The sequence below is a fragment of the Ekhidna sp. genome, from assembly GCF_963691765.1.
Classification (GTDB): Bacteria; Bacteroidota; Bacteroidia; order Cytophagales; family Cyclobacteriaceae; genus Ekhidna.
The window spans coordinates 406994-428083 of sequence record NZ_OY829375.1 but is presented as its reverse complement, the minus strand read 5'-3'; the positions used below and the strand labels follow the sequence as shown (position 1 = coordinate 428083).

Sequence of the window (21090 nt, the reverse complement as noted above, 5' to 3'; positions counted from 1 at the left end):
GCGCTAGGTAGGTTTTACCTAATAAAGCTAAGTATAAAATTGCTGCTTTGGTTACCAAAACTTATCTCTGATGGAGTAAGTAGTTAATAGCAGAATTAAGTACTAATAATATCTTCTATGAATTCTCTTTGCTCATAGAAAAGCTCACTTAACTTCAATTGGCACCGTGCGCGCATATAATTTTGTTCAGGATACTCAATCCGATAGTAGTTGTCATTGTTGAGGTAATCGGTTAGAAATCTGACTGACATAATTAAAGCCATATATGAGGGTGCCAATGGCAGGAATTTCAATTCTATTGAGGTTAATAGATCAGAGATTGGGTTTAAATAACCTTCACAGTAAGCCTTAATTTTGTCGCCTTTTAAGGTGATTTTGTTGAAATCATTCTCATCTTCAGCACATTCCACAGCTCCTGTCCTCATGCCATCCCCAAAATCGTAATGGACGATTCCAGGCATCGCAGTGTCTAGATCTACAACACATGCAGATTTTCCATTTGAATCAAATAAGATGTTGTTAAACTTGGTGTCGTTGTGCGTCACGCGAATGGGCAACAGGTTTTCATTTACAGATGTAATCATTTCCTTAAGCCTATCATACTGCAATTCAGCTACTTCGAATAGGGATGAGCATTTTGATATTCTCTCTAGGTTAGCTCTTTCTTTGGCTGAATTCAATTGTTCCAATCGTTTGCCTAGATGATGAAAGTCTGGAATCACAACATGTAATTTCTCAACAGGAAAATCATTCATTTCCTTTATGAATTGACCGTACCCTTTGGCACCTTCATAGACGTATTCAATGTTCAGCGCCTTGTCAAACGAGATAAGGTCTTTTAGGAATAAAAAGATTCTCCAAAAATGATCATCATTTGATTTAAAAAGGAATTCTCCGGAGTGGGTCGCAACTGGAGTCAAGGAAACGAAACTATTGTTACCAACCTCCTTATTTTTTAAATGTGTAGTTATCAGTAACAAGTTGGAAGTCATGCCAGCAATGTCATGGAAAACGTCACCATTGATACGCTGCATCAGATAATCAGGGGCATTGGCTTGCTTGTTATGCAAACGGAACGTTTTATTAATCAGTCCATTTCCGTGAGGTGATACATGAGCTATCTCACCGTTGATGTCAAAGTGTTTTATTATTTCATCAAAAACTATTCCCATAAGTGATTAGGGTAAACATCTTGGGCAACAAGACTTGCTATGCTTTCTTTTACCAAAGATTTATCTGAACGATAAGTCACACCGTGCCAGGTGCTGGCTGTCTTTACGACTTGAACAATATGTGATGAAATAATACCATTGATGAAGTCTGGTATATAAAATTCTGCATCAAGATTTTGGTGGTTTTTTGAAATGAAATCTTCAAAAGCAGACGCTAAAAGAGGAAATAAGTCGGGCACCATTCCGATCAGATTCATTGACACAATCTCTTCTCCTGTAAAAGCGCGTTTGGATGATGTATTCTTTATTTTCCCTTGTATTTTCCCTTTAGATTCAAATAATTCAACAGCCTCTACAATGGATTTTAATCTGAAATTTGGATCTACTTCACAGATGCCTCTGGATACGCCACCATTTGATGAAAGTGTTTTATTTAAATAATACCCAGCCAAGCAAATACTTTTTTTATGGTGCTGATTCAATCTCATATAATCATGGATTAATTGCAAGGCTGAGCGACCATATAGGTCATCGGCATTTACAATTACGAAAGGATTTTCAATCACATCTTTACAAAGTAAGAGCGCATGACCAGTACCCCAAGGCTTAGTGCGGCCTTTTGGTGGACTGTAATTCGCAGGGAGACTGTCTAGTTCTTGAAAGACCAACTCAACTTCAATTTTCGATTGCAGCTTATTCACATAAAGTCTTTTGAATTGTTCTTCAAGATCTTTTCTGATTACAAACACTACCTTACTGAATCCGACTTTGATCGCATCATACAAAGTGTAGTCAATGATGGTTTCTCCTGAGGATCCAAAACCATCGAGCTGCTTCAAGCCATTGTATCTACTTCCCATCCCAGCTGCAAGCACAAGTAATGTGGAGTTGAATGAATTTTTAGACATATCTGATGGCTTACTAGCTTAGTCCTCGCATCACTTCCAGCTCACGTTCTTTTTCCCAGGTGCCACCAGTAAAGTCCGGAAATTCAACAGACTGACTGTTTTTGGCTACGGAAAGCTCTGAAAGTGGGGTTATTGAACTCCAGACAACTCCATCATAAATGGTTTGATCTAACTCAACACCTAAATTGAGACAAGTGATTAAGCGATAAATCATTACAAAATCCATTCCTCCATGTCCTTGTTTATAGTCTTGACTGATGGTTTTTAACTTCTTGATCATAGGATGAGTATACTTGGATTTATACTCTTGGTAAGACGTGTCATCAAGCCATTCATGCCCCCAATATTTTAAATCATCAGGATTGTCGATATATAGTCTACTGGGATATCCTGCATGGACTGCTCCTGTGCCAACCACCTTATTGATTCGTGAATATGGACTGCCAGTGTGCACATCAAATTGGAGCATTACTGTTTTTCCTAAAGAGGTTTTGATAAGTGTGGTATTCATATCGCCACACTTAATATCGGCATAAGGTGAATTTATTTTTTTAGCCGCATCACTAAGATTTTTTTCTCTAGAACTCATGGAGGTGAGAGAAACATAATTATCACCTCTTCCAATGTTTAAATAATTGCTGATTGGACCAATGCCATGCGTTGTGTAAAAATTACCATCTCTTTGTTGATGATGCTTTATTCTCCATTGATCCTGATAATAATCTTCACTGAGCATATGCTTCCTGAGATCATGAATGTAGGCGCCTTCTGCATGCGTTAGGTCGCCAAACACACCTTCTTGTATCATATTGAGCACAAACAGTTCTTCTTCATTGTAGCAACAATTTTCAATCATCATACAATGCTTCTTTGTTTCTTCCGCAGTCTGGATCAAAAGTTGACAATCTTCCAATGTGTAGGCAATTGGTACTTCGCATGCCACATGCTTCCCCTTTCGCATGGCATATACGGACATTGGTGTATGCCATTCCCAAGGAGTGGTTATTAAAATCAGATCAATGTCATCTCTGTCAACCAGTTTTTTCCATTCGTCTTCTTTGCCAAAGTATTTAGCTGGCTTTGACTTTTGATGTGCTTTCAATCTATCGATAGTTGCGTCCAAGTTTTCTTCCACTAGATCTGATAGGCCAACAATCTCAGCTTTATTATTCTGAATCAGCCAATAAAACATTTGCGTAAGTACTTTGCCGCGATTGCCTAATCCGATGATTCCTACTCGTACCTTTTTAATTGGATCAACGGAGAACCCCACCATACTACCGTCTGATTGTATTCTTTTAGATCTTAATGCATCATTTATTGTAGTAACCTTATCATTGGCCAGAGCAGAGAATGGAATGCCAAGGAAGGCAGATGCAGCTCCGATAGATTGTAAAAATTTTTTTCTATTCATCATAAATTTCAAATTCAAAATTTGTGATACTGTTTAAGTGTATTGGTCATTTTAACCTTAAATCATTCAAAATCTTTTTGATATATAATTATCAACCAGTCTTTGAAATAAATATGAATTTAGACAATTGTGAAAGAAGACAATAATTCCATTGAGTGATGATTTCTACTGCTAAAATGATTTGAATGCTAGAGGATGTTGACAGCAGTATGACAGTATCAACACATAATTGCTAATACCAGATTTGATACCAGATTTTTTCTTACTTTCCGACCATGGAAACGATTACACTTGAGCTCCAGCAGCATTCGGAGACAGCGATGAAACTTCAAAATGATCAATTTGACTTATTGGTCGACAGACCGGTAGCGAAAGGTGGGGGAGGTAGCGGATTGATGGGAGGTCAATACATGTTGTTAGGTATAGGTGGTTGTTTTTGTAGCACATTCTTTGCTGCAGCACAATCCCGGGGGTTCTCAATAGAGGGACTATTGGTGAAAGTCAATGCTACAATTAGCGATGATCTTCCTAAACGCTTTACGGATGTGAAACTAGAAGTCTCTTATGATAGATGTAGCGATCCATCATCTTTTGACAAATTGCTTAAGATTGCTGAGCAAGGTTGCATTTCTGTGAATACGGTAAAAAATGGATTGAACTTCTCTGCTATTGCGGGTTAAGCCTTTATTTTTAAGTGCCTATTCTTTTGGAACGCTTATGACTGATACTCCCTTTTTTAAGTCATAACCAGAAATTCCACCATTGAACTCCACTGGTATTGATTTAAGCCCAGCATTCTTAGTAGGTTTCAATACATTAAAGTGTAAATGTGGTCCCTGAGAAAAGCCGGTATTACCGCTTATTCCTATGGCTTGACCTACTTGTACAGTATCTCCCAGTTTTACTAAGCTCCCCTGATAATACAGATGAACATATTGGGTGAAAATGCTGTGCTCTGGATGGTATACTGTAATGAAATTGGCTCGATCCCGATAATCTCTGCCACCACCGTTATTATCATAGTCTTTTATAACTCCAACGACATAGCCATTAGCAGCACAGTGTACGGTATCACCCACTTTTAGATCAAAGTCGATGCTATACCTACTATAATCGGAATCGTGCGAGAATCCTCCATTGTATCCTTGGTTAATTTTATATTTTTTATTGGGCTTGGTTGGAAGTGCGAGTACAACATCTTTAGGTGTTACTTCCTCAAGCGTACTAAAGGCAGAGCCAAAGCTGATGTTCAGACTTGAATCGTAATCATTTAGGATGTTGAACAGTGTGTCTTGTTTTGGCTTTAGCCAAATAAACTGACTTTCTTTCTTTTCTGAATCTTTAAGCGAAATGCCGACTCTTAGTGGACAGTGCAAAGGGTTTCTAATGTCAAAGCTGATTGAATCGCCAACAATTTCATACGTTCTGTAAAATGAAAATTGATAGTACTTCTTCTGCTCCATTTTACATCCATAAGTTGTGATGATGATTAGGGGTAGAAGCACCCATGGAAATATTTTCTTCATGATCAAAAAAATGCGATTTCAGTTGAAGTTATTAGTTGCAATAAATTACTTGACAAGTATACCTATTTGAATGTTGCAATCGATTTTATTTTTTTCGGATTACAGTTATAAATTGAATAAACAACTCATTTACTGATTTATGAAATCGTTATAATTAAAATAATATCAAGTGAGTAAAGAAATCAAAACTTGTGATGAGTGTAATAGCGATTATTTCGCTTCATTTTCAGAGATGAAAAGTCTTTGTCCTAATTGCTCTCATTTTCTCTATGGATATAAAAACTGTGATCACAATTTTGAAAACGGAAGGTGTACGAATTGCTATTGGGATGGTAGCAAATCATCGTATATCTTAAACAGGGTAAAGACTCTTAAAACGAATGAAAGAAATCAAACTTAGTAATGATTCAAGTGTCGAACTCTTCTTACAATATGCATTGCAATTGGAAGCACTCGGAGCTGAGTTTACTGAAAAGGTAACAGGTTTAGATCAACGATATTGGGATTTCCTTTTCAAAGGAGAGGAGTATACATTACATCTTGAGCACTATCTAGGCATTTCAATTTTTGGCGAAATAGATCTCCCTGATACATTAATTTCTTTACTAAAAGAATAATTTACAAATCGAATGAAAGGATACTCTGTTTTTCGTAAGTTCTTAGATTCAGCACAAGCATCTGAAATCACTAATCTACTCATCGAAGGTGATATTGATGCTGTATTAAAAGATAACTCACCCTCTGTAGATGTTACCTTCTCAGGTAATGAACTTCAAAATGAAATACTATTATATGTAAGGCAAGAACACTTTTCAGAAGCAGAAAAACTACTTGAGAAAGAAGCTTTAGATGCTATCAATAATGTCGATTCTAATCACTATCTGTTTTCTTTTTCTAATGAAGAGCTTTCCGAGATTGTATTGAAACCAGATGAATGGAGTGCATTTGATTTAAAGCTTGCTCAGAAATTATTGAACGAAAGAGGCGTTTCTGTAAGCAATCAATCTATATTAGAGATTAAGGCTAAAAGAAATGAGGAACTTGGTCAGCAGGATTCACTTCCTTTTTACAAGGTATTATTAGCCTATCTTTCAATTCTGGCGGGTGGACTCCCTGGAATATTCCTTGGATACATTCTTATGAACCACAAAAAAACGCTTCCTGACGGAAAGAAGGTCTATGGCTACGATTCAAAAACAAGAAAGGCTGGTAAAGGTTTATTTTGGCTTGCAATTCCATTTGCTTTATTTGAATGGTATTTGTTTTTTCAATAAGTCTCACCAAACGAATGAAAGTCAGAAGTAATCAGAGTATCTGCGAATGGCAAGGAGTCCTTCCTGTTAGCCCAACTCAAGGTTCAAATATTGGACTTGCAGTTGACTCAATTGGAGAAGGAGTTATTCATGGCTTGAGACATATTCCAGAAAAAGGCACTAACGGTTGGTACATTTGGTGTGGGAATTATTCTGAAGCTGAAAACTTCTTTAGTCCAATATGTATTGATCACCTAGAAGACTATTTTGGTAATAAACTTACTGAGTACTTAGAATTACCTCCAGGATATAGATTTATGATAGATGGAGATAATCACGAAGATGTATGGTTTGATAAATCACTGATTGAATAGCCTCACAAAACGAATGCAAAACTCTTTTTCTTAGTGAAGCATCTTTAATGAAATGACATTCTGTTAATTTCTTGATCGAAATCAAGTGTCATTATCCAATGACGCACCAATCTTTGTCTCTTATCAGAAGCATCTAAAAATATGAAAGAGACTATCAGGCAAGCTTATAATCTTTTAGCAAAGCAGTACAATGCATTGATTGACCATAAGCCACATAATGCATATTATGATAGGCCAAACGTTTTGAAACTCATAGGCTCATGCGAAGAGAAAGTAATTCTAGATGCGGCATGCGGCCCTGGTAAATATGCGGAGGAGTTAATGCGTAAAGGTGCAGAAGTAGTTGGTTTCGATATTAGTTCTGAAATGATAAAGTACGCAAAAGAGCGTAATAAAGAGAAGGGTGAATTCTTTGTTCATGATATGGAACAACATCTAGTTCAGATCAAGGATAATACTTTTGATGTCATTGTATGTGCGTTAGCACTTCATTACGTACAAGACTGGAGTCAGACAATCCAAGAGTTTTATCGATTATTAAAAGAAGGTGGAAAACTTGTTATCTCAATCGAGCACCCATTTTATGAATTTAATTACTTCAAATCAAAAGCCTATTTTGATGTCGAACCTGTCAAGTGCACCTGGAATGGATTTGGTGTACCTACAGAAATGCACAGCTTTAGAAGATCACTAGGAGATTGTATCGCACCTATTGTCAGCAATGGTTTCTTTATTGATCAGTTAATAGAACCGAAGCCTGTCGATGAATTTGAATTGCACGACCCTGCCTACTTTGCGAAATTGAATCAATTTCCGGCGTTTTTATGTATTAGTGCTGTCCGTCGTTAAAGCATAGGCTTCATATAAATAGAGACTTTGATTAAGTCAACCTTGAATGTGATGCTTTCTGAATGTGTGCCGTAAAGCAGATGCTGGAATCACTTAAAATATGGCAGCTGATAATGGTTGATCAGTATCTATAATCAATCTAATTCTTCCAATAAACTTTTTGAGGAAGAAGAATAGATGGTGTTTTGGTTGCTAAGCTTTTCAAGTATTTCAATCGCTTTTTCCTGATTGCCTTTTTGTAAATAGGCCAAAGCGAGGTACCACTGTGCATGCGAATAATATCGATCACTAGATTCAACTTTGAGAAATGATTCTATTGCATTATCAGGTTGAGATAAATGGAGGTAAGCATTCCCTAAATAGATGAATTGAGCATTAATAGAATCCTGAGAACTTTCTAGTTCAAGTATTTTTTTGACGGTTCTCTCATAGTCTTCGTCAACATAACTTTGAAATATTTCATCGGCTGCTTCTTCAATACTACCCCGCACAAAACCTTGAACCGGAAAAGGTTCAAAATACTTGTTGTATAGCTTTTGCTCATAGCTATAGGATTGGTTAAATATCCAAACAGCACCTAAAAGAACAACAATTGAGGCTGCTATCATATACCATCGCTTTGAATCGGGATCAGTCTTTTCCGCATTTACATCATGAAGCATTTGCGACAATTCTGCTTTTAAATCAGACTTGTGTTTCGCTTCTAGCGAACTCAACATTGCCTGCTGTAGGAGCACTGCTTCTCTGAAAGTATCCGAGTTTTGATACTTTTCATCGAAGAGCGATTTTTCATCGAGACTCAACATTCCGTCAAGACTTTTCTCAATGAGCTCGATATCGTTAGGGGCCAACTTCATCTGTCATCAGGTATGGTTTCCAAAGATTTTAACTCCATGGCCTTTTCCAGGAGGGCTTTATAGCATCTTGATTTAGTTGTCTTCGCTACATCAGCACTTGCTAAACCCATTAATTCCGAGATTTCACCCATTCTTAGCTTATCAACATAGAAGAAATGAAGAATATCCTTGCACTTTTCGGTCAGATAATCCCATGCCGACAATGTGATCTTCATTAATGCAGGATCAAAATTCACAGATTCGTGATATTGCGATTCATAGTAAAACTTTACTATGTCATCTAATTGTGAATCTTCCCGTTTTTTCTTTCTTATCCGCTCCATGAGCATGTGGTAGCACGATTTGTATAAGTAACTTTTTACATTCATTACTCGATCGAGTTTTCCCTCCAGTAATTTCTCTCTTAAACTCATGATTGCTTCTACAAAAATGTCTTGAGCATCCTCTTGTGTGCATTGGTTTTCCCTGGTCAACCTACGCATGCAGTATTGTGAATATTCTTCAAAGAAAATACGAAGCACTTCATTATGACCCTTTCGCAGGTCATTAATGATACTACCCCATTCTATTTTCTTCATACCCATGTGACGAATTAGTAAAAAGGTAAATATATCTAAACATGATGTGCAAAACAGCCCTGAGGTGATGATGTGTTTACCTTTTTTGCAATCACCACACTTCATAATAAGACAAGATTCCTTTTAACTAATAAGGAATTAAGTAATCAAACTAACGACTTAGAAATTATGAAAAGTAAAATGAATTGGAAATTGGTTTTTATTGGCGTTGCAGTGTTAGCCGTACAGGCGTGCAATACAGAATCGGATATAACAATAGAAGAATTTGATAAAAAATTTGAAGCACATGGCTTTGAAAGTAAGGGGTTTAAATATGATGGAGAGTATTTTGATCGAATAATTAAGCAAGACATCGATGGTAGCATTCAGTTTTTTGATGAAGCATCAGAGATTAACCATGCCTGGTATGAAGAATTAATGGCTAGCTCCCCAGTTGTGAAGTATGTAGCGGGTGATCCAACTACTTATTTCTATTCGTCGCAAGAAATTTTTGAGAAAATAGATAAGTTTTTAGAAGGGACCAATCCGAAGCTTGACAATTCTGGAAGTGAAGAGGAGTATAGAGCAAGTATTGAAAGCAAGCAAGAAGCTGGACGTGTACTAAGACCTATACAAGCGATTCCGGGAGGTTGGGATTGGGCTGGGTCCAGTATTAAAATGTGGCAAACTGAAAATTATCAAGGTGCTGAAGTCAATGCTATAACCTCATGGCGTGCGATAAGTATAGATGGGTTCCAAGGAGGAGCTACTGAAAATTTTGTAGGAATCACAGCTAATCACGTAAACGCTCATCTAAAGACTCCAGGACATTTTTCAAATCCAGATAGTGCTCAAGTTTTTTTAGGTGAAATAGGGCTTATGGAAGATGATGCAGAATCTATAAGGATTGATAATTGGTCAACACGTGATTTAAGAGTTCAATTTTATGCGTTCTGGGATGGTCGCACTATCTGTGGACTGCCTCAAACACACTTAATTGTAGATGTTTCAGAGCTTCCAGCAACTGGGAGGCATACCCACTTTAGTTCAGCGTTATCCTTTTAAAAAGGTAGATATTCCTGTTTATTGGACAGAATATCAGTACAACAAACTTTTAGATTCAATTGCTCATGTCAACTTACATTCTGTCTGGAGTTATTTAGATGAACATGTACAAGCATATACAGCAGGGTCTTAGTGACCCTTTTTTATGCTCATAAAACGGACGAATAACTAGCGCTCAAAGGATACTTTTTGAGATCTCATGAGTTAGAAATGTTTTTGATATATCTTGAACTGGAAACGTTGTTAAATAATTCGTGTCATTAAAGTAATTCAAATTAATCGCTTGATCCGACTACTAACCATACTAACCTTTATATGTGTCACGGGGTTTGCCAGCGGGCAAATGGTGCACTACGAGGTGATCAAGGGAAGTAAGAAGCTCGGTGACATGACAGTGAAGCGAACAGCCTTAGAGAATCGTACTTATTATGAGATTGAGAGTAAGGTGGTTTTTAGAATTCTCTTTTCATTTACTGTGGATTATAAATCCACTAGTGACTACAAGAATGGACAGCTCATTAAAGAGTACACCCACAATCAACTGAATGGATCCACACAAAAAGAATCTACTGTATGGTTTGACGGTGAAAAATATACCTTGGACTTAAACGGCCAAAAAACCACCTTTAAAGATCATATTAGCTATTCTGTTGCAACCATCTATTTTGAAGAACCAAAGGACGGCCAAAAGGTCTACTCGCCACAGTTTGCGGAATACTTGTCCTTTACCAAGATTGGAGATCATCAATATGAGATGGAATCACCGGATGGTATAAATGTCTATACCTATACCAATGGGGTCTGCACGGAGGTAAGGGTTAATCGTGATTTTGCAAAATTTGCATTTGTGATGACTGAAGAGTCTTTAGTCGCAGTAAAAGACAAAAAGATTGTTGGTGGTTCTTATTCTGCAGTTGAATAAATTCTTCCCCATCAACTAATTTCTCCAAATCCTATAAAGTTGATCCAAAGTGATTGCATGAGGCAAAGTGATCAATGAGACCAACACAAAAAAAAGTGTAATTAAGGATACATTATCCTCCGGGTCTAGAATCCAAAGAATAAAGATGATTCCTATGACAGCAAGAACAGCAAAACCCAATAGGTCTGTCACAAATTTTTTCATTGAATAATTCCTGTACTTGTTAGATAGCCACCTATACTGGTGTTTAAATGCATTAAGCGAATGGAAGAACACAAAATACAATGTGAATGCAACCACGAAATCTAAAGACAAATGAAGTGTTATGATCGTGAGCAAGAAAATGATAAGACTTGATGCACTAGAGGATGTTATTTCCTCTTTTTTGTACTTAACCAGTAAATCAAATAGTGCAATCAGGTAGATTGATCCTGAGATGATCTTACTGTTTACCCCTGAAATCGATCCAAGGTCAGTCGAGGTTATGGTTGAAATGAACGCACTTACCTCTTGAAAATCATAAATCATTGGAGCACCAAGAATAGCAAGTCCCCAAATCATCGAAGAAATCAAACTAACCCTTTTTATCCCATGTTCTTGAAGTATTTCTTGCCCGAAATGGTATGAAGACAATAGAATAAAAAAGAATAGCGCCTTAAATGGATCAATCAGCCACCAAACAATGTATGCACCAGCAATGAGCAGATACTTTACTATGTACTTACCCAGCTTCGAATTATTGTTGGTTGTCTGATGGATTTTATGATCCAAAGCACCATGTGGAATTCCGAATATTAGAATGAGTCCAACGCATACATATTGGGTATAGCTTTCTAAATGATCGTCCAAGACAAACATTGAAAGTCCAAAGACCAGGGCTAAACTGTATTGTATGAGTCGGCTCATGGATAAAAATCAAAATGAGGGAGAGCAAACTCTCCCTCATAAAATTCATTATGCTGAAGCAGTAGCAGTTGTTTTACTAACTGCCAGGCTGTAAATAACTAGACCAAATCCGATTTTATTTATTGCATCACCAATGTTGTAAATAATATCCATGGATTCGATTGCTAATACACCGCTAAGAATACCGTCAGTCTCAATTGCCATATATCCAATAGGATAGATTGCCCATCCAACAAGAATAAACCAAGCTAGCGTATTGAATGCTTTCTGTAGAACTGGGTCATTCGAGTTCTTAGATAGTTGCTTAGCTGATCCTAACCATACCTCATAAACGATGGCAAAGTATCCAACGGAGGAAATAGCTCCCCACAACGCACTGCTATCTCTAAATACCGTCTCTCCGAGGTATCCTGTCACTAGCATCCACGTAGAATATGCGATCATTTTCCACAACAATCCTGTTTTAGCACCAAATGCTTTCAGAATTAGATAGAATTCGACGCACATGAGCGGAACTGTTAAAATCCAGTCGATATATCGAAACTCTGTGGGCGAAGTTCCGTTTTCTATCCAGAAGTCGCGCATGTAGAAATAATGTACTGCAGCGATGAAAGTAATTAGACCCGAAACTAATAACGATGTTCTCCATTTTCCTTCGACGTTCCTCATCTCTAGGAAGAAGAACACAGTAGCGGCAAGCATTGCCATGCTACCAATGAAAAATGTGAAACCTACATAGTCACCGGACTGAAGGGTTGCAATTAATGTTGTTTTCATAATGTGAGAATTTTGAATTGTAACATTAGCAACCCTTCAATTCGTATTTTGTTTAATGTTTGAAGATTAAACAAAATGATAATGATACCTTATTCTTCTCTCTTAGAATACCATTCCTTAATATTGTAATTCAACCTAATCCAATGCGCTTATGATCACCTGCATAGCCATCGATGATGATCCACTCTTCTTACAGCTCATCGAATCCTATCTATCTGAAAACGAGGGAGTTGAATTAATCTCTTCTCATGAGAACCCTGTTAATGGAATTATGCAGGTTGTCAAAAAGAAACCCGATGTTTTACTCATCGATTTGGACATGCCTTATCTGGATGGTTTTGAAACTTTGGATACCCTGGATAAAAAGCCAAAAATTATTATGATTTCAGCTCATGTGGATCAGCCAGTGAAAGAAAAAAGACTGAAAATTGGTGATGGCTATAAATGCAAATTCCATATTCAATTAGTTAAGAATTCCCCCCAACTAGAGAAGCTTCGTTATACATTGTGATCTTTTGCAAAGTCACATTCTCAATTTCATCATCACCATCATGATCACGATATTTCATTACGACTTCTTCCTTACCCAAATCAATATCCATTTCAAGTAATTCAGCAATGAAAGGAAAGTGACTCTCAAGTGAGCTTTCAAGGATTCTTCTGACCTCTAACTCGTTCCTTGCTCCAATATCTGAGCCTGAGTATACGCAAAAAACTAAGGAAGCAGGTGAAAGGGTAAAAGATCATTTAAAAACGAGGTTGAGTAACGTCGAATTCGAATACCAGGGTTCTGTTATGACTAATACCCATATCAAGGGCCATAGTGATATCGACCTTCTCACAATAACCTCAAAATTCTATTCTTATGCAAGAAGGAGAGTCGAAGAAATTATCAACTCACCGACAGAAAGAAACAAGTTTAATGAAGGTCATGTTCGGAAGTTGATAAATGAAAGTCAGGGATCGGATTACTTAGGAAATTCGCTTCAAGACTTGAGAAGTTTAAGGATAGATAGTGAGGAAGTACTGAAAGGTGTCTATGATATATGTGATGTTACTCATCCAAAATCTATCAAAATCACTAATAAAAACCTCAACAGAGATGTGGATGTTGTAGTCGCCAATTGGTATGATGACGTAAAATCAATAATCTATGGAAAGGGAAATTATAGAGGTATCCAAATTTACAATAAGGATAAACATGAAAAGGGAGATCCAGACTACCCGTTCCTGAGTATCAGCAGAATTAATCATCGAGGTACTGAAACAAATGGAAGGCTCAAAAAAATGATTAGATTTCTAAAAAATGTCAAAGCAGATTCTGAGATTGAAATTGATCTAAGCAGCTTTGACATTAACGCAATATGTTATAACATCAATCCCAACGACTACAGAAACCTTTCATTTTTTGAGCTGGTTTTTGTTTTGTCGAGGGAACTCCATAAGATATCTTCCGATTCTTCCTATTCCGATGAGGTGGTTTCTGTAGATGGCAGAGAGTACATCTTTCGGTATAACCAACCAAAGTTGAATAATCTCCGAAAACTTCTTAATGAAGTGGATGCCTTGAATTTGGACCTTAAAGCTGTTCCTATTTATGGATAGGAAGGTCAATATATTTATCGGAAGCGCATCTGAATCATTAGTTATTTCTGAAAAAATAAAGTCCCTTCTGGAAGAGACCGGATTCATAGATTGTACTGTTTGGAATAAAGGTGTTTTCCAATACAATCAGACATTTCTGACCTCATTGTCTGAAGCAAGTTATTCTTTTGACTTTGGAATTTTTGTGGCATCTATGGATGACCTAGCACTTGTTAGAAAGGAATCAAAAAATAAGACCAGGGACAATGTAATTTTTGAGTATGGACTTTTTTTGGGCGCTATTGGGAACCGAAGAACATTTGTGGTCCAAGAGAAAGGAGTCGACTTGCCGTCAGATCTATTAGGGTATAGTGTGCCAACTTTCGAACGTGACTATGATGATAATAAGTGGGGAAATCTAGCGAAAAATCTCTCCGAAAATATCAGAAATGAATTTAATAAGAGCCAAATTCAGGTTTTACCCTCAACTTCTCTGGCCATCGGGTATTACAAATCTTTTCTCGGTAGAATTACTCAATACATTGTCGAAAACAATGGGTCCAATTCTATTCTCCAAAAAAATGAATTATCGTATGAAGATATTCGGGTTCAAATTGTCTTGCCCAATTCTCTCAGTGATAATATCGGCTATAAGGCTAGGATGTTTTTTGAGAAGAATCAATATGAACCAGATGAGATAGGGGATAAAGGCCGCCCATTTCCTATACGATTTTTCCGAAGATCTAAGGATTTGGTAGTAGTTGACATGCCCACTACTTTGAACGCAATAAGACCTGCAGTGAACCTTTTGGTGCAAGATAGTGGGCTTGGAATTGATAAGAAGAAAGCTCACATTGAAAGAAGAGAACTTGAAAATTTTAAGAGAACACTTGAATATTTGGTTTCTCAGGACGACTACTCTAGTGGTTTGGTTGAAGTGATATGGGAGATATAGCAAAGGAGAATATGGGACTAATAGTCAGATTATTACTATTACTGGGCTTTGGATTCCTTTTAAAAACCATACTTACAAAGAAAGAGCGAATTGTAAGTATACATTCCGATAGTCATAATGAATTCCTTGATTTCAACAAAAATCTCGTAGTAACAAAGTCCAAGATCGAAAAATTAAATCGAGGATACAACACGATTAAGAGGCTGTTAAAATCTTACTTCGGTGAGCACAGGGATTTTTCCATTCCAAAATTTGCTAAACAAGGATCATCTGAGACCGGGACCATGATAAGGACAGTCGATGATACTTGCGATTTTGATATTGGTATCTATTTTTTTGAAAAGCCAAAGAAAACTTATGAAACAATTCAAGAGCACATATCGAATGCTTTACAAGGACATACATCATTTGGGGGTAAATGTCTCAAGAAGTGTGTTAGGCTGATTTATTCAGGGGATTTTCATATTGATATGCCTGTATATTATAAGAGCAAGGAGGGGAATTTCCTTTTGGGCTCCAAGGGAGATCTTTGGGAAATTTGTGACTCGAAATTTTTTAAGGATTGGGTGATTGAGTCTACATATGAGAATGAACAAATACTAAGGATAATTAGGTATTTCAAAGCTTGGTCAGATCACTACCGTTTCAAAAAGAGCATTAAGATGCCGAGTGGTTTGGTGTTTACAATTTGGGTAATAGAACACTACAAAGAAGACCGAAGAGATGATGTAGCTTTTATTCTTACGGCTTCTGAAATTCTACAATATTTGGGTTGGAATCTAACCATGACATGGACATGCGAAATGCCAGTTGAACCCTATGATAATGTTCTAGAGAAGCTTAATGGAGACCAACAGACTAATTTTAGAAATGGTTTGAAAGAATTGGTCGAATTGGGTTCAACTGCTTTATCACAAGATGACAAATCAAAATCCATAAAAATTTGGATGAAATTATTGGGGAAGAGATTCAATCCAACTTAATTGTCTCAAAATAGATAATCAACGGAATAGAAGACAATTGGCACTGTGAACTTTCTTATCTCAACTTTAGTCTTTCCAAAGTTGATGGCGTATTGCTCATTTCTCATTTCTCATCTCTTTTGTCAAAGAGACTTGTTTTAAGACCAAAATACTTCGTCTTGGACATCCAATAATGTGGGTTTACTGATCCTAAAAGAACTTCAGATACAACAAATTTGAGAAGCAAAACAATTCAATCGGTGATACACAATGTTATTTGTAATTGAAATTGTTCACTTTGTCTAAGCAATTAAGGTGAAATTGTTCACTTTATTTAGTTCTTACATGTAGAATGTTCACCTGATCTCATGACACAACAATATGATAAAGAGAGGATTTCCCAGAATTTTTAAAGTTCAAAATGTACCCCTTCTTTCACCAATTCTTTATAGCGAGCTTTATTGAACTGAAATAAGTTACCAGGTCTTCCAGCTCCTGCTGATTTCACTTTTTCTGGAAGCTCATCCAAAATTTTAAGATGGCTTATTTTCTTTTTGAAATTCCTTCTGTCAATAGGTCTATCAAGCAAAGTAGAATATAAATGCTCAAGATCTGAAAACGGGAATTTCTTATCAAGAAGTTCAAATCCAATAGGTTGGTATTTAATTTTTGCTCGTAACCTTTCAATGGCTATCCCTAAAATTTTCTTGTGATCAAATGCCAGTTTGGGTAATTTCTTGATGTTGAACCACTCAGCTTCTTCTGCATCTGTACTGGCCTTAAGTTTTTCAAATTGGGCCGATTTTACTAGCCCGAAATACGCAACAGCCAATATTCTTTTTCGTGGGTCTCTGTCAGGGTCACCAAAGGTGTAAAGCTGTTCGAGATAGTTGATTTTAACCCCTGTTTCTTCCATCAATTCTCTTTCAACAGCGGCTTCAAGAGATTCCTCATCTTTGACAAATCCACCGGGAATAGCCCATTGCCCTCGGAATGGTTCGTATTTCCTTTTAATGAGAAGGACACTCACTCCATTTTCTTTACTGTAGCCAAATACAATGGCGTCAACTGCTACTTGAATATTTTGTGTTGTTTTCACGCAATAAAGTTACGGCTTATTTGAGTCAATTGGAATACTTGTTGAACCAATAAACATTAATTAGTGTAAATTTTACGCAAAAATGTTTGATGCAAAACATTTTAAGTTTTTATTTGCGTTATAAATACGCAAAAATGGAATACTTGAATTTAGATCCTGACTTTACTCCTTTTGGAAAATCAATAGCATTTGATGCTTTTACCTTCAATGGAGGAGAACCTCACATTAAGATCAAGGAAGAATTGAAAGATTGCTCTGAAGTTATGATAACGGCAAGAGTCAAGACCTTTAATGATTTCGGATTTGTCTTGGTTGCGGTGGATGCCTTGAAAAGAATGAAGGTTCAGTCCATTCAACTAACGCTTCCGTATTTTCCAGGAGCTAGACAAGACAGGATTATGATTTCAGGAGAGCCTTTAACTGTGAAAGTCTATGCTGATTTAATCAATACATTGAAACTTGATAAGGTTATCGTTTTCGATCCACACAGTGAAGTAACTCCTGCCTTGTTGGATAACGTGGAGGTGATTCACAACTATGACTTTGTTGGGGAGGTGTTAGAGGATTACGAAGATGCAGTATTAATTGCACCAGATGGAGGTGCTTTGAAAAAGATATATTCCACGTCCAAGTACTTAGGAGGTATTCCTGTTGTTGAATGTGGAAAGTCCAGGGACGTAAAAACAGGAGAATTAAGCGGCTTTAAGGTTTATGAGGATGATTTAAAAGGCAAGACATGCATAGTGGTAGATGACATCTGTGATGGTGGTGGGACATTTATTGGGTTAGCTAAAGAACTAAAAAAGAAGAATGCAGGTGACCTGATACTCGCAGTTAGTCACGGCATATTTAGTCATGGTTTTGAGGACTTATTGTCATTGTATAAAGAGGTATTCACGACAGATTCATTCAGCACAGTTAAGCAAGAAAATATAAAGCAGATCAAATTGAATCAAATACTAAAGCTATGAAATGAGCATAAAGACTAATCATCTTAAAATATTAGACTAAAGATGAGTAGGGTTTATCGCGAATTCCATGTGACCTATTAAAATAAATACTAAACACATGAAGTATTCAGTTGAGCAGTTAATTCAAAAAATGAATCGTAAGGAAAGACCAAAGTTCTTGTTCTTTTGGGGGCATCAGCCAAGCAAGGATGGATCTATTTCTGCCAGTTGCTTTAGCCAATGGTGGAAAAGTGCATTTGAATCAGATGGTCAGACATATAGAACTGCGGAACATTGGATGATGGCAAAGAAGGCTGAGCTGTTCGACCCTGGGCGTGTCGAACAAGTGCTTCAAGCAAAGTCTCCGGCTCAAGCAAAAGCTATTGGGAGATTAGTAAATGGCTTTTCTCAGGAAGTATGGGATAAGCAGAAGTATGAGATTGTAAGACAAGGCACACTGCTGAAGTTTTCTCAAAACAAGGAACTAGCTACATTTTTAATCAATACAAAAAAGAGAATATTGGTAGAGGCAAGTCCGGTAGACCCAATTTGGGGTATTGGATTGGCTAAAGATCATAAAAATGCAAGTAACCCTTCAAAGTGGAGAGGCGAGAATCTACTTGGGTTTGCCTTAATGGAAGTAAGAGATGAATTAGATGGTATTAAGCTATGAATTTAACAAAATTATATCGGCCCATAGGGCTTAAGGAGCTTGACTTGATTGAGGGATCATCGATGAAAGCATTTCCTCCAAGGTTGGAATGGCAGCCCATATTTTATCCAGTGCTTAACGAAGAATATGCATATGAAATAGCTGAAAAATGGAATACTGAAGATGAATCATCTGGGTATGCTGGTTTTGTAACCTCTTTTGAAATACCTACTTCCTATTTTGAGAAATATGAAGTGCAAAATGTTGGAAGTGCACATCACAATGAATTATGGGTTCCTGCAGAAAAGCTAGAAGAATTCAATGATCAAATCCATGGAAAAATAAAGGTCATAAAGGCATTCTATGGAAATGAATTTAAAGGAGTGCGTAAGTATTAGCCAATGAAAATTGATTTAATCAAAGGAGATATAACCGAAATCAAAGTTGATGCAATTGTCAATGCTGCCAATTCCTCACTTCTTGGTGGTGGTGGAGTAGACGGTGCTATTCATAGAAAAGGTGGAAAGGATATTCTCAATGATTGTTTAAAAATAAGAAACAGTCAAGGAGGGTGTAAAACTGGAGAGGCTGTCATTACGAGTGCTGGTAATCTTCCTGCTAAGCAGGTGATCCATACGGTGGGACCAGTATATCAAGAAGCCAATAGCAAAATGGATGACTTGCTTGCGCAATGTTACAAAAGCTCTATTGAGCTACTACTAGCTCACAATTTGAAGACTATTGCTTTTCCCAATATCAGCACAGGTATTTATCGTTTTCCAAAAGACCGTGCAGCAGAAATAGCAATAAGAGCAATTAAAGAATATGATCAAATCGGCGATTTGGAAGTCCTATTCGTGTGTTTTGATCAGGAGAATTATGATCTCTATAAAGAATTATTAAAATGAAACAAGAAAATAATATGAAGCGCATCAGCAAAGTGATGAGCTATGTACTTAGGCATAAACCAGAACATATCAATGTGCAATTGGATGAGAATGGTTGGCTGGAAGTAGAAAAACTAATTGAAGGTATTAGCCGACAAGAAAGCATTGCTTTAGATAGAGCGACTTTGGAAGAAGTCGTTAAAACCAACGATAAAAAACGGTTCATCCTAAGCGATGATGGGACAAAAATAAGAGCCAATCAAGGTCATTCTATTCAGGTGGATTTGGAGCTGAAGGAAATCGAACCGCCGGAGTTTCTTTATCATGGAACTGTTAGTAAATTCATGAAGTCCATTCGAGAGGAAGGATTAATGAAAATGAATCGACAACATGTTCATCTAAGTAAGGACAAAGAAACCGCCATTAATGTAGGTGGAAGAAGAGGAAAACCAGTAATTCTAGTTATTCAGTCCGGGGCTATGTATAGAGATGGAATCAAATTTTTTAGATCTCAAAATGGCGTTTGGTTGACTGATTTTGTCGATCCTAAATACTTCAATGAGTAATGAAGAGAACCTTTATAATCGGTGATGTCCATGGAGGGCTGAAAGCACTCGAGCAAGTATTGGCACAGATTGAAATTCAAAGCACTGATCAGTTCATTTTTTTGGGTGACTATGTAGATGGGTGGAGTGAGTCAGCACAAGTCATCTCTTTTCTCATTGATTTTAAAGACGGACATGATGCCATTTTCATAAAAGGTAATCATGACCAATGGTGCGAAGAATGGCTGAAAACAAGAAAACCCAATAGCACCTGGCTAGAGCATGGTGGTTTGGGAACAACTAAGAGTTATTCTAATATATCGGATCAAGAAAAAGAACTACACATTGAATTCTTTAATAATATGGTGGACTTTCATATCGATGATGAAAACCGATTGTTCATACATGCTGGCTTCACCTCAATGCACGGGGTTCATAAAGAAGTACATAGATCAAATTATTCCTGGGACAGAACCCTTTGGGAGTCAGCATTACTCATGAAAGAGCATGACTTAAGTGAGCATGATCCCTATTATCCTAAGAGATTCAAGCACTATAAAGAGATATACATTGGTCATACGCCTACTACAAATTATGACATTGATGTACCTATACAAGCAGGGAAGCTATGGAACATGGATACCGGAGCGGCCTTTACGGGAAAGGTGAGTATCATGGATATTGAGTCGAAAAGATATTGGCAGAGCGCCCAAGTGACCACTTTATATCCTAAGGAAAAAGGCCGGAACTAGGCTTTCAGTCACTTTTCTCTAAAAATAGTTTCTAATTAGTGTAAAAAATACACAAATATGCTTGATGGTTTGAAGTGTGCAATTATATTTGCGTTATAAATACGCAAATTAATAAAAAACATAA

At 37.0% G+C, this 21090-nt stretch carries 26 protein-coding genes; 17 read left to right on the top strand and 9 right to left on the bottom strand.

All coding sequences use genetic code 11. The features are described 5' to 3' along the window. Window positions 1-95 precede the first annotated feature (95 nt). The 3 genes from ACY650_RS02060 to ACY650_RS02050 are packed head-to-tail and all read right to left on the bottom strand — an operon-like array spanning window position 96 to window position 3497. Window positions 96-1172, bottom strand: a complete 1077-nt coding sequence (locus ACY650_RS02060) for a phosphotransferase enzyme family protein (protein WP_462251234.1) — start codon at window positions 1170-1172, stop codon at window positions 96-98. Then, a complete protein-coding gene (locus ACY650_RS02055) occupies window positions 1163-2080 on the bottom strand; it encodes a sugar phosphate nucleotidyltransferase (protein ID WP_462251232.1) in 918 nt (305 codons plus the stop codon). The genes ACY650_RS02060 and ACY650_RS02055 overlap by 10 nt, the downstream gene beginning before the upstream one ends. A gap of 13 nt (window positions 2081-2093) precedes the next feature. Continuing rightward, a complete protein-coding gene (locus tag ACY650_RS02050; RefSeq protein WP_462251230.1) occupies window positions 2094-3497 on the bottom strand; it encodes a Gfo/Idh/MocA family protein in 1404 nt (467 codons plus the stop codon). A gap of 272 nt (window positions 3498-3769) precedes the next feature. Between ACY650_RS02050 and ACY650_RS02045 the strand changes: the two genes are divergently transcribed. Next, window positions 3770-4174 (top strand): OsmC family protein, encoded by a 405-nt coding sequence (locus ACY650_RS02045; protein ID WP_462251228.1) that lies wholly within the window; start codon window positions 3770-3772, stop codon window positions 4172-4174. A gap of 18 nt (window positions 4175-4192) precedes the next feature. Here the strand turns inward: ACY650_RS02045 and ACY650_RS02040 are convergent, their stop codons facing one another. Beyond that, window positions 4193-5020, bottom strand: a complete 828-nt coding sequence (locus ACY650_RS02040) for a M23 family metallopeptidase (protein WP_462251226.1) — start codon at window positions 5018-5020, stop codon at window positions 4193-4195. A gap of 380 nt (window positions 5021-5400) precedes the next feature. On the opposite strand from ACY650_RS02040, the gene ACY650_RS02035 reads away from it, so the two are divergent. The 4 genes from ACY650_RS02035 (at window position 5401) to ACY650_RS02020 (ending at window position 7496) form a co-directional block, all read left to right on the top strand. Further along, complete coding sequence (locus ACY650_RS02035; RefSeq protein WP_462251225.1) at window positions 5401-5637, top strand: DUF3630 family protein; 237 nt, start codon at window positions 5401-5403, stop codon at window positions 5635-5637. Window positions 5638-5649: 12 nt separating this feature from the next. Then, a complete protein-coding gene (locus tag ACY650_RS02030) occupies window positions 5650-6294 on the top strand; it encodes a hypothetical protein (protein ID WP_462251223.1) in 645 nt (214 codons plus the stop codon). 14 nt (window positions 6295-6308) lie between these two features. Further along, window positions 6309-6647 carry an immunity protein Imm33 domain-containing protein gene (locus ACY650_RS02025; protein ID WP_462251221.1) on the top strand — a complete coding sequence of 113 codons (339 nt, stop codon included), beginning with the start codon at window positions 6309-6311 and terminating at the stop codon, window positions 6645-6647. A gap of 141 nt (window positions 6648-6788) precedes the next feature. After that, complete coding sequence (locus ACY650_RS02020) at window positions 6789-7496, top strand: class I SAM-dependent methyltransferase (RefSeq protein WP_462251219.1); 708 nt, start codon at window positions 6789-6791, stop codon at window positions 7494-7496. Window positions 7497-7630: 134 nt separating this feature from the next. Here the strand turns inward: ACY650_RS02020 and ACY650_RS02015 are convergent, their stop codons facing one another. Both ACY650_RS02015 and ACY650_RS02010 read right to left on the bottom strand, forming a co-directional pair. After that, the gene (locus ACY650_RS02015; RefSeq protein ID WP_462251217.1) at window positions 7631-8353 is read right to left on the bottom strand and encodes a tetratricopeptide repeat protein; all 723 of its coding nucleotides are present in this window, start codon (window positions 8351-8353) and stop codon (window positions 7631-7633) included. Next, entirely contained in the window at window positions 8350-8931 is a 582-nt protein-coding gene (locus tag ACY650_RS02010; protein ID WP_462251215.1) for an RNA polymerase sigma factor, read from the bottom strand. Before ACY650_RS02010 ends, ACY650_RS02015 begins: the two co-directional genes overlap by 4 nt. Before the next feature lie 168 nt (window positions 8932-9099). On the opposite strand from ACY650_RS02010, the gene ACY650_RS02005 reads away from it, so the two are divergent. After that, window positions 9100-9975: a hypothetical protein gene (locus tag ACY650_RS02005; RefSeq protein ID WP_462251213.1), complete on the top strand. Its 876-nt coding sequence runs from the start codon at window positions 9100-9102 to the stop codon at window positions 9973-9975. Window positions 9976-10258: 283 nt separating this feature from the next. Next, window positions 10259-10897, top strand: a complete 639-nt coding sequence (locus ACY650_RS02000; RefSeq protein WP_462251211.1) for a DUF6134 family protein — start codon at window positions 10259-10261, stop codon at window positions 10895-10897. Window positions 10898-10912: 15 nt separating this feature from the next. Here ACY650_RS02000 and ACY650_RS01995 read toward each other — a convergent pair whose 3' ends face one another. Continuing rightward, on the bottom strand, window positions 10913-11803 hold the full coding sequence (locus ACY650_RS01995; protein ID WP_462251209.1) for a Brp/Blh family beta-carotene 15,15'-dioxygenase: 891 nt from the start codon (window positions 11801-11803) through the stop codon (window positions 10913-10915). Between the two features lie 48 nt (window positions 11804-11851). Further along, window positions 11852-12580, bottom strand: coding sequence for a bacteriorhodopsin-like (locus tag ACY650_RS01990; protein ID WP_462251207.1), 729 nt, complete (start codon window positions 12578-12580; stop codon window positions 11852-11854). 151 nt (window positions 12581-12731) lie between these two features. On the opposite strand from ACY650_RS01990, the gene ACY650_RS01985 reads away from it, so the two are divergent. From ACY650_RS01985 to ACY650_RS01970, 4 genes are all read left to right on the top strand, one after another. Next, window positions 12732-13091, top strand: a complete 360-nt coding sequence (locus ACY650_RS01985) for a LytR/AlgR family response regulator transcription factor (protein ID WP_462251205.1) — start codon at window positions 12732-12734, stop codon at window positions 13089-13091. Window positions 13092-13375: 284 nt separating this feature from the next. Beyond that, window positions 13376-14185 carry a nucleotidyltransferase domain-containing protein gene (locus tag ACY650_RS01980; RefSeq protein ID WP_462251203.1) on the top strand — a complete coding sequence of 270 codons (810 nt, stop codon included), beginning with the start codon at window positions 13376-13378 and terminating at the stop codon, window positions 14183-14185. After that, on the top strand, window positions 14178-15119 hold the full coding sequence (locus ACY650_RS01975) for a TIR domain-containing protein (RefSeq protein WP_462251201.1): 942 nt from the start codon (window positions 14178-14180) through the stop codon (window positions 15117-15119). Before ACY650_RS01980 ends, ACY650_RS01975 begins: the two co-directional genes overlap by 8 nt. Further along, a complete protein-coding gene (locus tag ACY650_RS01970) occupies window positions 15107-16102 on the top strand; it encodes a cyclic GMP-AMP synthase DncV-like nucleotidyltransferase (RefSeq protein WP_462251199.1) in 996 nt (331 codons plus the stop codon). Before ACY650_RS01975 ends, ACY650_RS01970 begins: the two co-directional genes overlap by 13 nt. Before the next feature lie 388 nt (window positions 16103-16490). On the opposite strand, the gene ACY650_RS01965 is transcribed toward ACY650_RS01970, so the two are convergent. Next, the gene (locus ACY650_RS01965; protein ID WP_462251197.1) at window positions 16491-17180 is read right to left on the bottom strand and encodes an NUDIX hydrolase; all 690 of its coding nucleotides are present in this window, start codon (window positions 17178-17180) and stop codon (window positions 16491-16493) included. Between the two features lie 134 nt (window positions 17181-17314). On the opposite strand from ACY650_RS01965, the gene prs reads away from it, so the two are divergent. The 6 genes from prs to ACY650_RS01935 all read left to right on the top strand — a co-directional run bounded on the left by prs (window position 17315) and on the right by ACY650_RS01935 (window position 20966). Further along, window positions 17315-18151 carry a ribose-phosphate diphosphokinase gene (gene prs / locus ACY650_RS01960; RefSeq protein WP_462251195.1) on the top strand — a complete coding sequence of 279 codons (837 nt, stop codon included), beginning with the start codon at window positions 17315-17317 and terminating at the stop codon, window positions 18149-18151. A gap of 97 nt (window positions 18152-18248) precedes the next feature. After that, entirely contained in the window at window positions 18249-18803 is a 555-nt protein-coding gene (locus ACY650_RS01955; RefSeq protein ID WP_462251193.1) for an NADAR family protein, read from the top strand. After that, window positions 18800-19180, top strand: a complete 381-nt coding sequence (locus ACY650_RS01950) for a hypothetical protein (protein ID WP_462251191.1) — start codon at window positions 18800-18802, stop codon at window positions 19178-19180. Before ACY650_RS01955 ends, ACY650_RS01950 begins: the two co-directional genes overlap by 4 nt. Window positions 19181-19183: 3 nt before the next feature. Beyond that, the gene (locus ACY650_RS01945; protein ID WP_462251190.1) at window positions 19184-19690 is read left to right on the top strand and encodes an O-acetyl-ADP-ribose deacetylase; all 507 of its coding nucleotides are present in this window, start codon (window positions 19184-19186) and stop codon (window positions 19688-19690) included. Then, window positions 19687-20235: an RNA 2'-phosphotransferase gene (locus ACY650_RS01940; protein WP_462251188.1), complete on the top strand. Its 549-nt coding sequence runs from the start codon at window positions 19687-19689 to the stop codon at window positions 20233-20235. The genes ACY650_RS01945 and ACY650_RS01940 overlap by 4 nt, the downstream gene beginning before the upstream one ends. After that, a complete protein-coding gene (locus ACY650_RS01935; RefSeq protein WP_462251186.1) occupies window positions 20235-20966 on the top strand; it encodes a metallophosphoesterase family protein in 732 nt (243 codons plus the stop codon). The genes ACY650_RS01940 and ACY650_RS01935 overlap by 1 nt, the downstream gene beginning before the upstream one ends. Window positions 20967-21090 lie beyond the last annotated feature (124 nt).

What these genes read in the sequence shown, in the direction of transcription:
- ACY650_RS02060 (WP_462251234.1), bottom strand. Translation starts at nt 1,172, where the DNA reads ATGGGAATAGTTTTTGATGAAATAATAAAACACTTTGACATCAACGGT.
- ACY650_RS02055 (WP_462251232.1), bottom strand. Translation starts at nt 2,080, where the DNA reads ATGTCTAAAAATTCATTCAACTCCACATTACTTGTGCTTGCAGCTGGG.
- ACY650_RS02050 (WP_462251230.1), bottom strand. Translation starts at nt 3,497, where the DNA reads ATGATGAATAGAAAAAAATTTTTACAATCTATCGGAGCTGCATCTGCC.
- ACY650_RS02045 (WP_462251228.1), top strand. Translation starts at nt 3,770, where the DNA reads ATGGAAACGATTACACTTGAGCTCCAGCAGCATTCGGAGACAGCGATG.
- ACY650_RS02040 (WP_462251226.1), bottom strand. Translation starts at nt 5,020, where the DNA reads ATGAAGAAAATATTTCCATGGGTGCTTCTACCCCTAATCATCATCACA.
- ACY650_RS02035 (WP_462251225.1), top strand. Translation starts at nt 5,401, where the DNA reads ATGAAAGAAATCAAACTTAGTAATGATTCAAGTGTCGAACTCTTCTTA.
- ACY650_RS02030 (WP_462251223.1), top strand. Translation starts at nt 5,650, where the DNA reads ATGAAAGGATACTCTGTTTTTCGTAAGTTCTTAGATTCAGCACAAGCA.
- ACY650_RS02025 (WP_462251221.1), top strand. Translation starts at nt 6,309, where the DNA reads ATGAAAGTCAGAAGTAATCAGAGTATCTGCGAATGGCAAGGAGTCCTT.
- ACY650_RS02020 (WP_462251219.1), top strand. Translation starts at nt 6,789, where the DNA reads ATGAAAGAGACTATCAGGCAAGCTTATAATCTTTTAGCAAAGCAGTAC.
- ACY650_RS02015 (WP_462251217.1), bottom strand. Translation starts at nt 8,353, where the DNA reads ATGAAGTTGGCCCCTAACGATATCGAGCTCATTGAGAAAAGTCTTGAC.
- ACY650_RS02010 (WP_462251215.1), bottom strand. Translation starts at nt 8,931, where the DNA reads ATGAAGAAAATAGAATGGGGTAGTATCATTAATGACCTGCGAAAGGGT.
- ACY650_RS02005 (WP_462251213.1), top strand. Translation starts at nt 9,100, where the DNA reads ATGAAAAGTAAAATGAATTGGAAATTGGTTTTTATTGGCGTTGCAGTG.
- ACY650_RS01995 (WP_462251209.1), bottom strand. Translation starts at nt 11,803, where the DNA reads ATGAGCCGACTCATACAATACAGTTTAGCCCTGGTCTTTGGACTTTCA.
- ACY650_RS01990 (WP_462251207.1), bottom strand. Translation starts at nt 12,580, where the DNA reads ATGAAAACAACATTAATTGCAACCCTTCAGTCCGGTGACTATGTAGGT.
- ACY650_RS01985 (WP_462251205.1), top strand. Translation starts at nt 12,732, where the DNA reads ATGATCACCTGCATAGCCATCGATGATGATCCACTCTTCTTACAGCTC.
- ACY650_RS01980 (WP_462251203.1), top strand. Translation starts at nt 13,376, where the DNA reads ATGACTAATACCCATATCAAGGGCCATAGTGATATCGACCTTCTCACA.
- ACY650_RS01975 (WP_462251201.1), top strand. Translation starts at nt 14,178, where the DNA reads ATGGATAGGAAGGTCAATATATTTATCGGAAGCGCATCTGAATCATTA.
- ACY650_RS01970 (WP_462251199.1), top strand. Translation starts at nt 15,107, where the DNA reads ATGGGAGATATAGCAAAGGAGAATATGGGACTAATAGTCAGATTATTA.
- prs (WP_462251195.1), top strand. Translation starts at nt 17,315, where the DNA reads ATGGAATACTTGAATTTAGATCCTGACTTTACTCCTTTTGGAAAATCA.
- ACY650_RS01955 (WP_462251193.1), top strand. Translation starts at nt 18,249, where the DNA reads ATGAAGTATTCAGTTGAGCAGTTAATTCAAAAAATGAATCGTAAGGAA.
- ACY650_RS01950 (WP_462251191.1), top strand. Translation starts at nt 18,800, where the DNA reads ATGAATTTAACAAAATTATATCGGCCCATAGGGCTTAAGGAGCTTGAC.
- ACY650_RS01945 (WP_462251190.1), top strand. Translation starts at nt 19,184, where the DNA reads ATGAAAATTGATTTAATCAAAGGAGATATAACCGAAATCAAAGTTGAT.
- ACY650_RS01940 (WP_462251188.1), top strand. Translation starts at nt 19,687, where the DNA reads ATGAAACAAGAAAATAATATGAAGCGCATCAGCAAAGTGATGAGCTAT.
- ACY650_RS01935 (WP_462251186.1), top strand. Translation starts at nt 20,235, where the DNA reads ATGAAGAGAACCTTTATAATCGGTGATGTCCATGGAGGGCTGAAAGCA.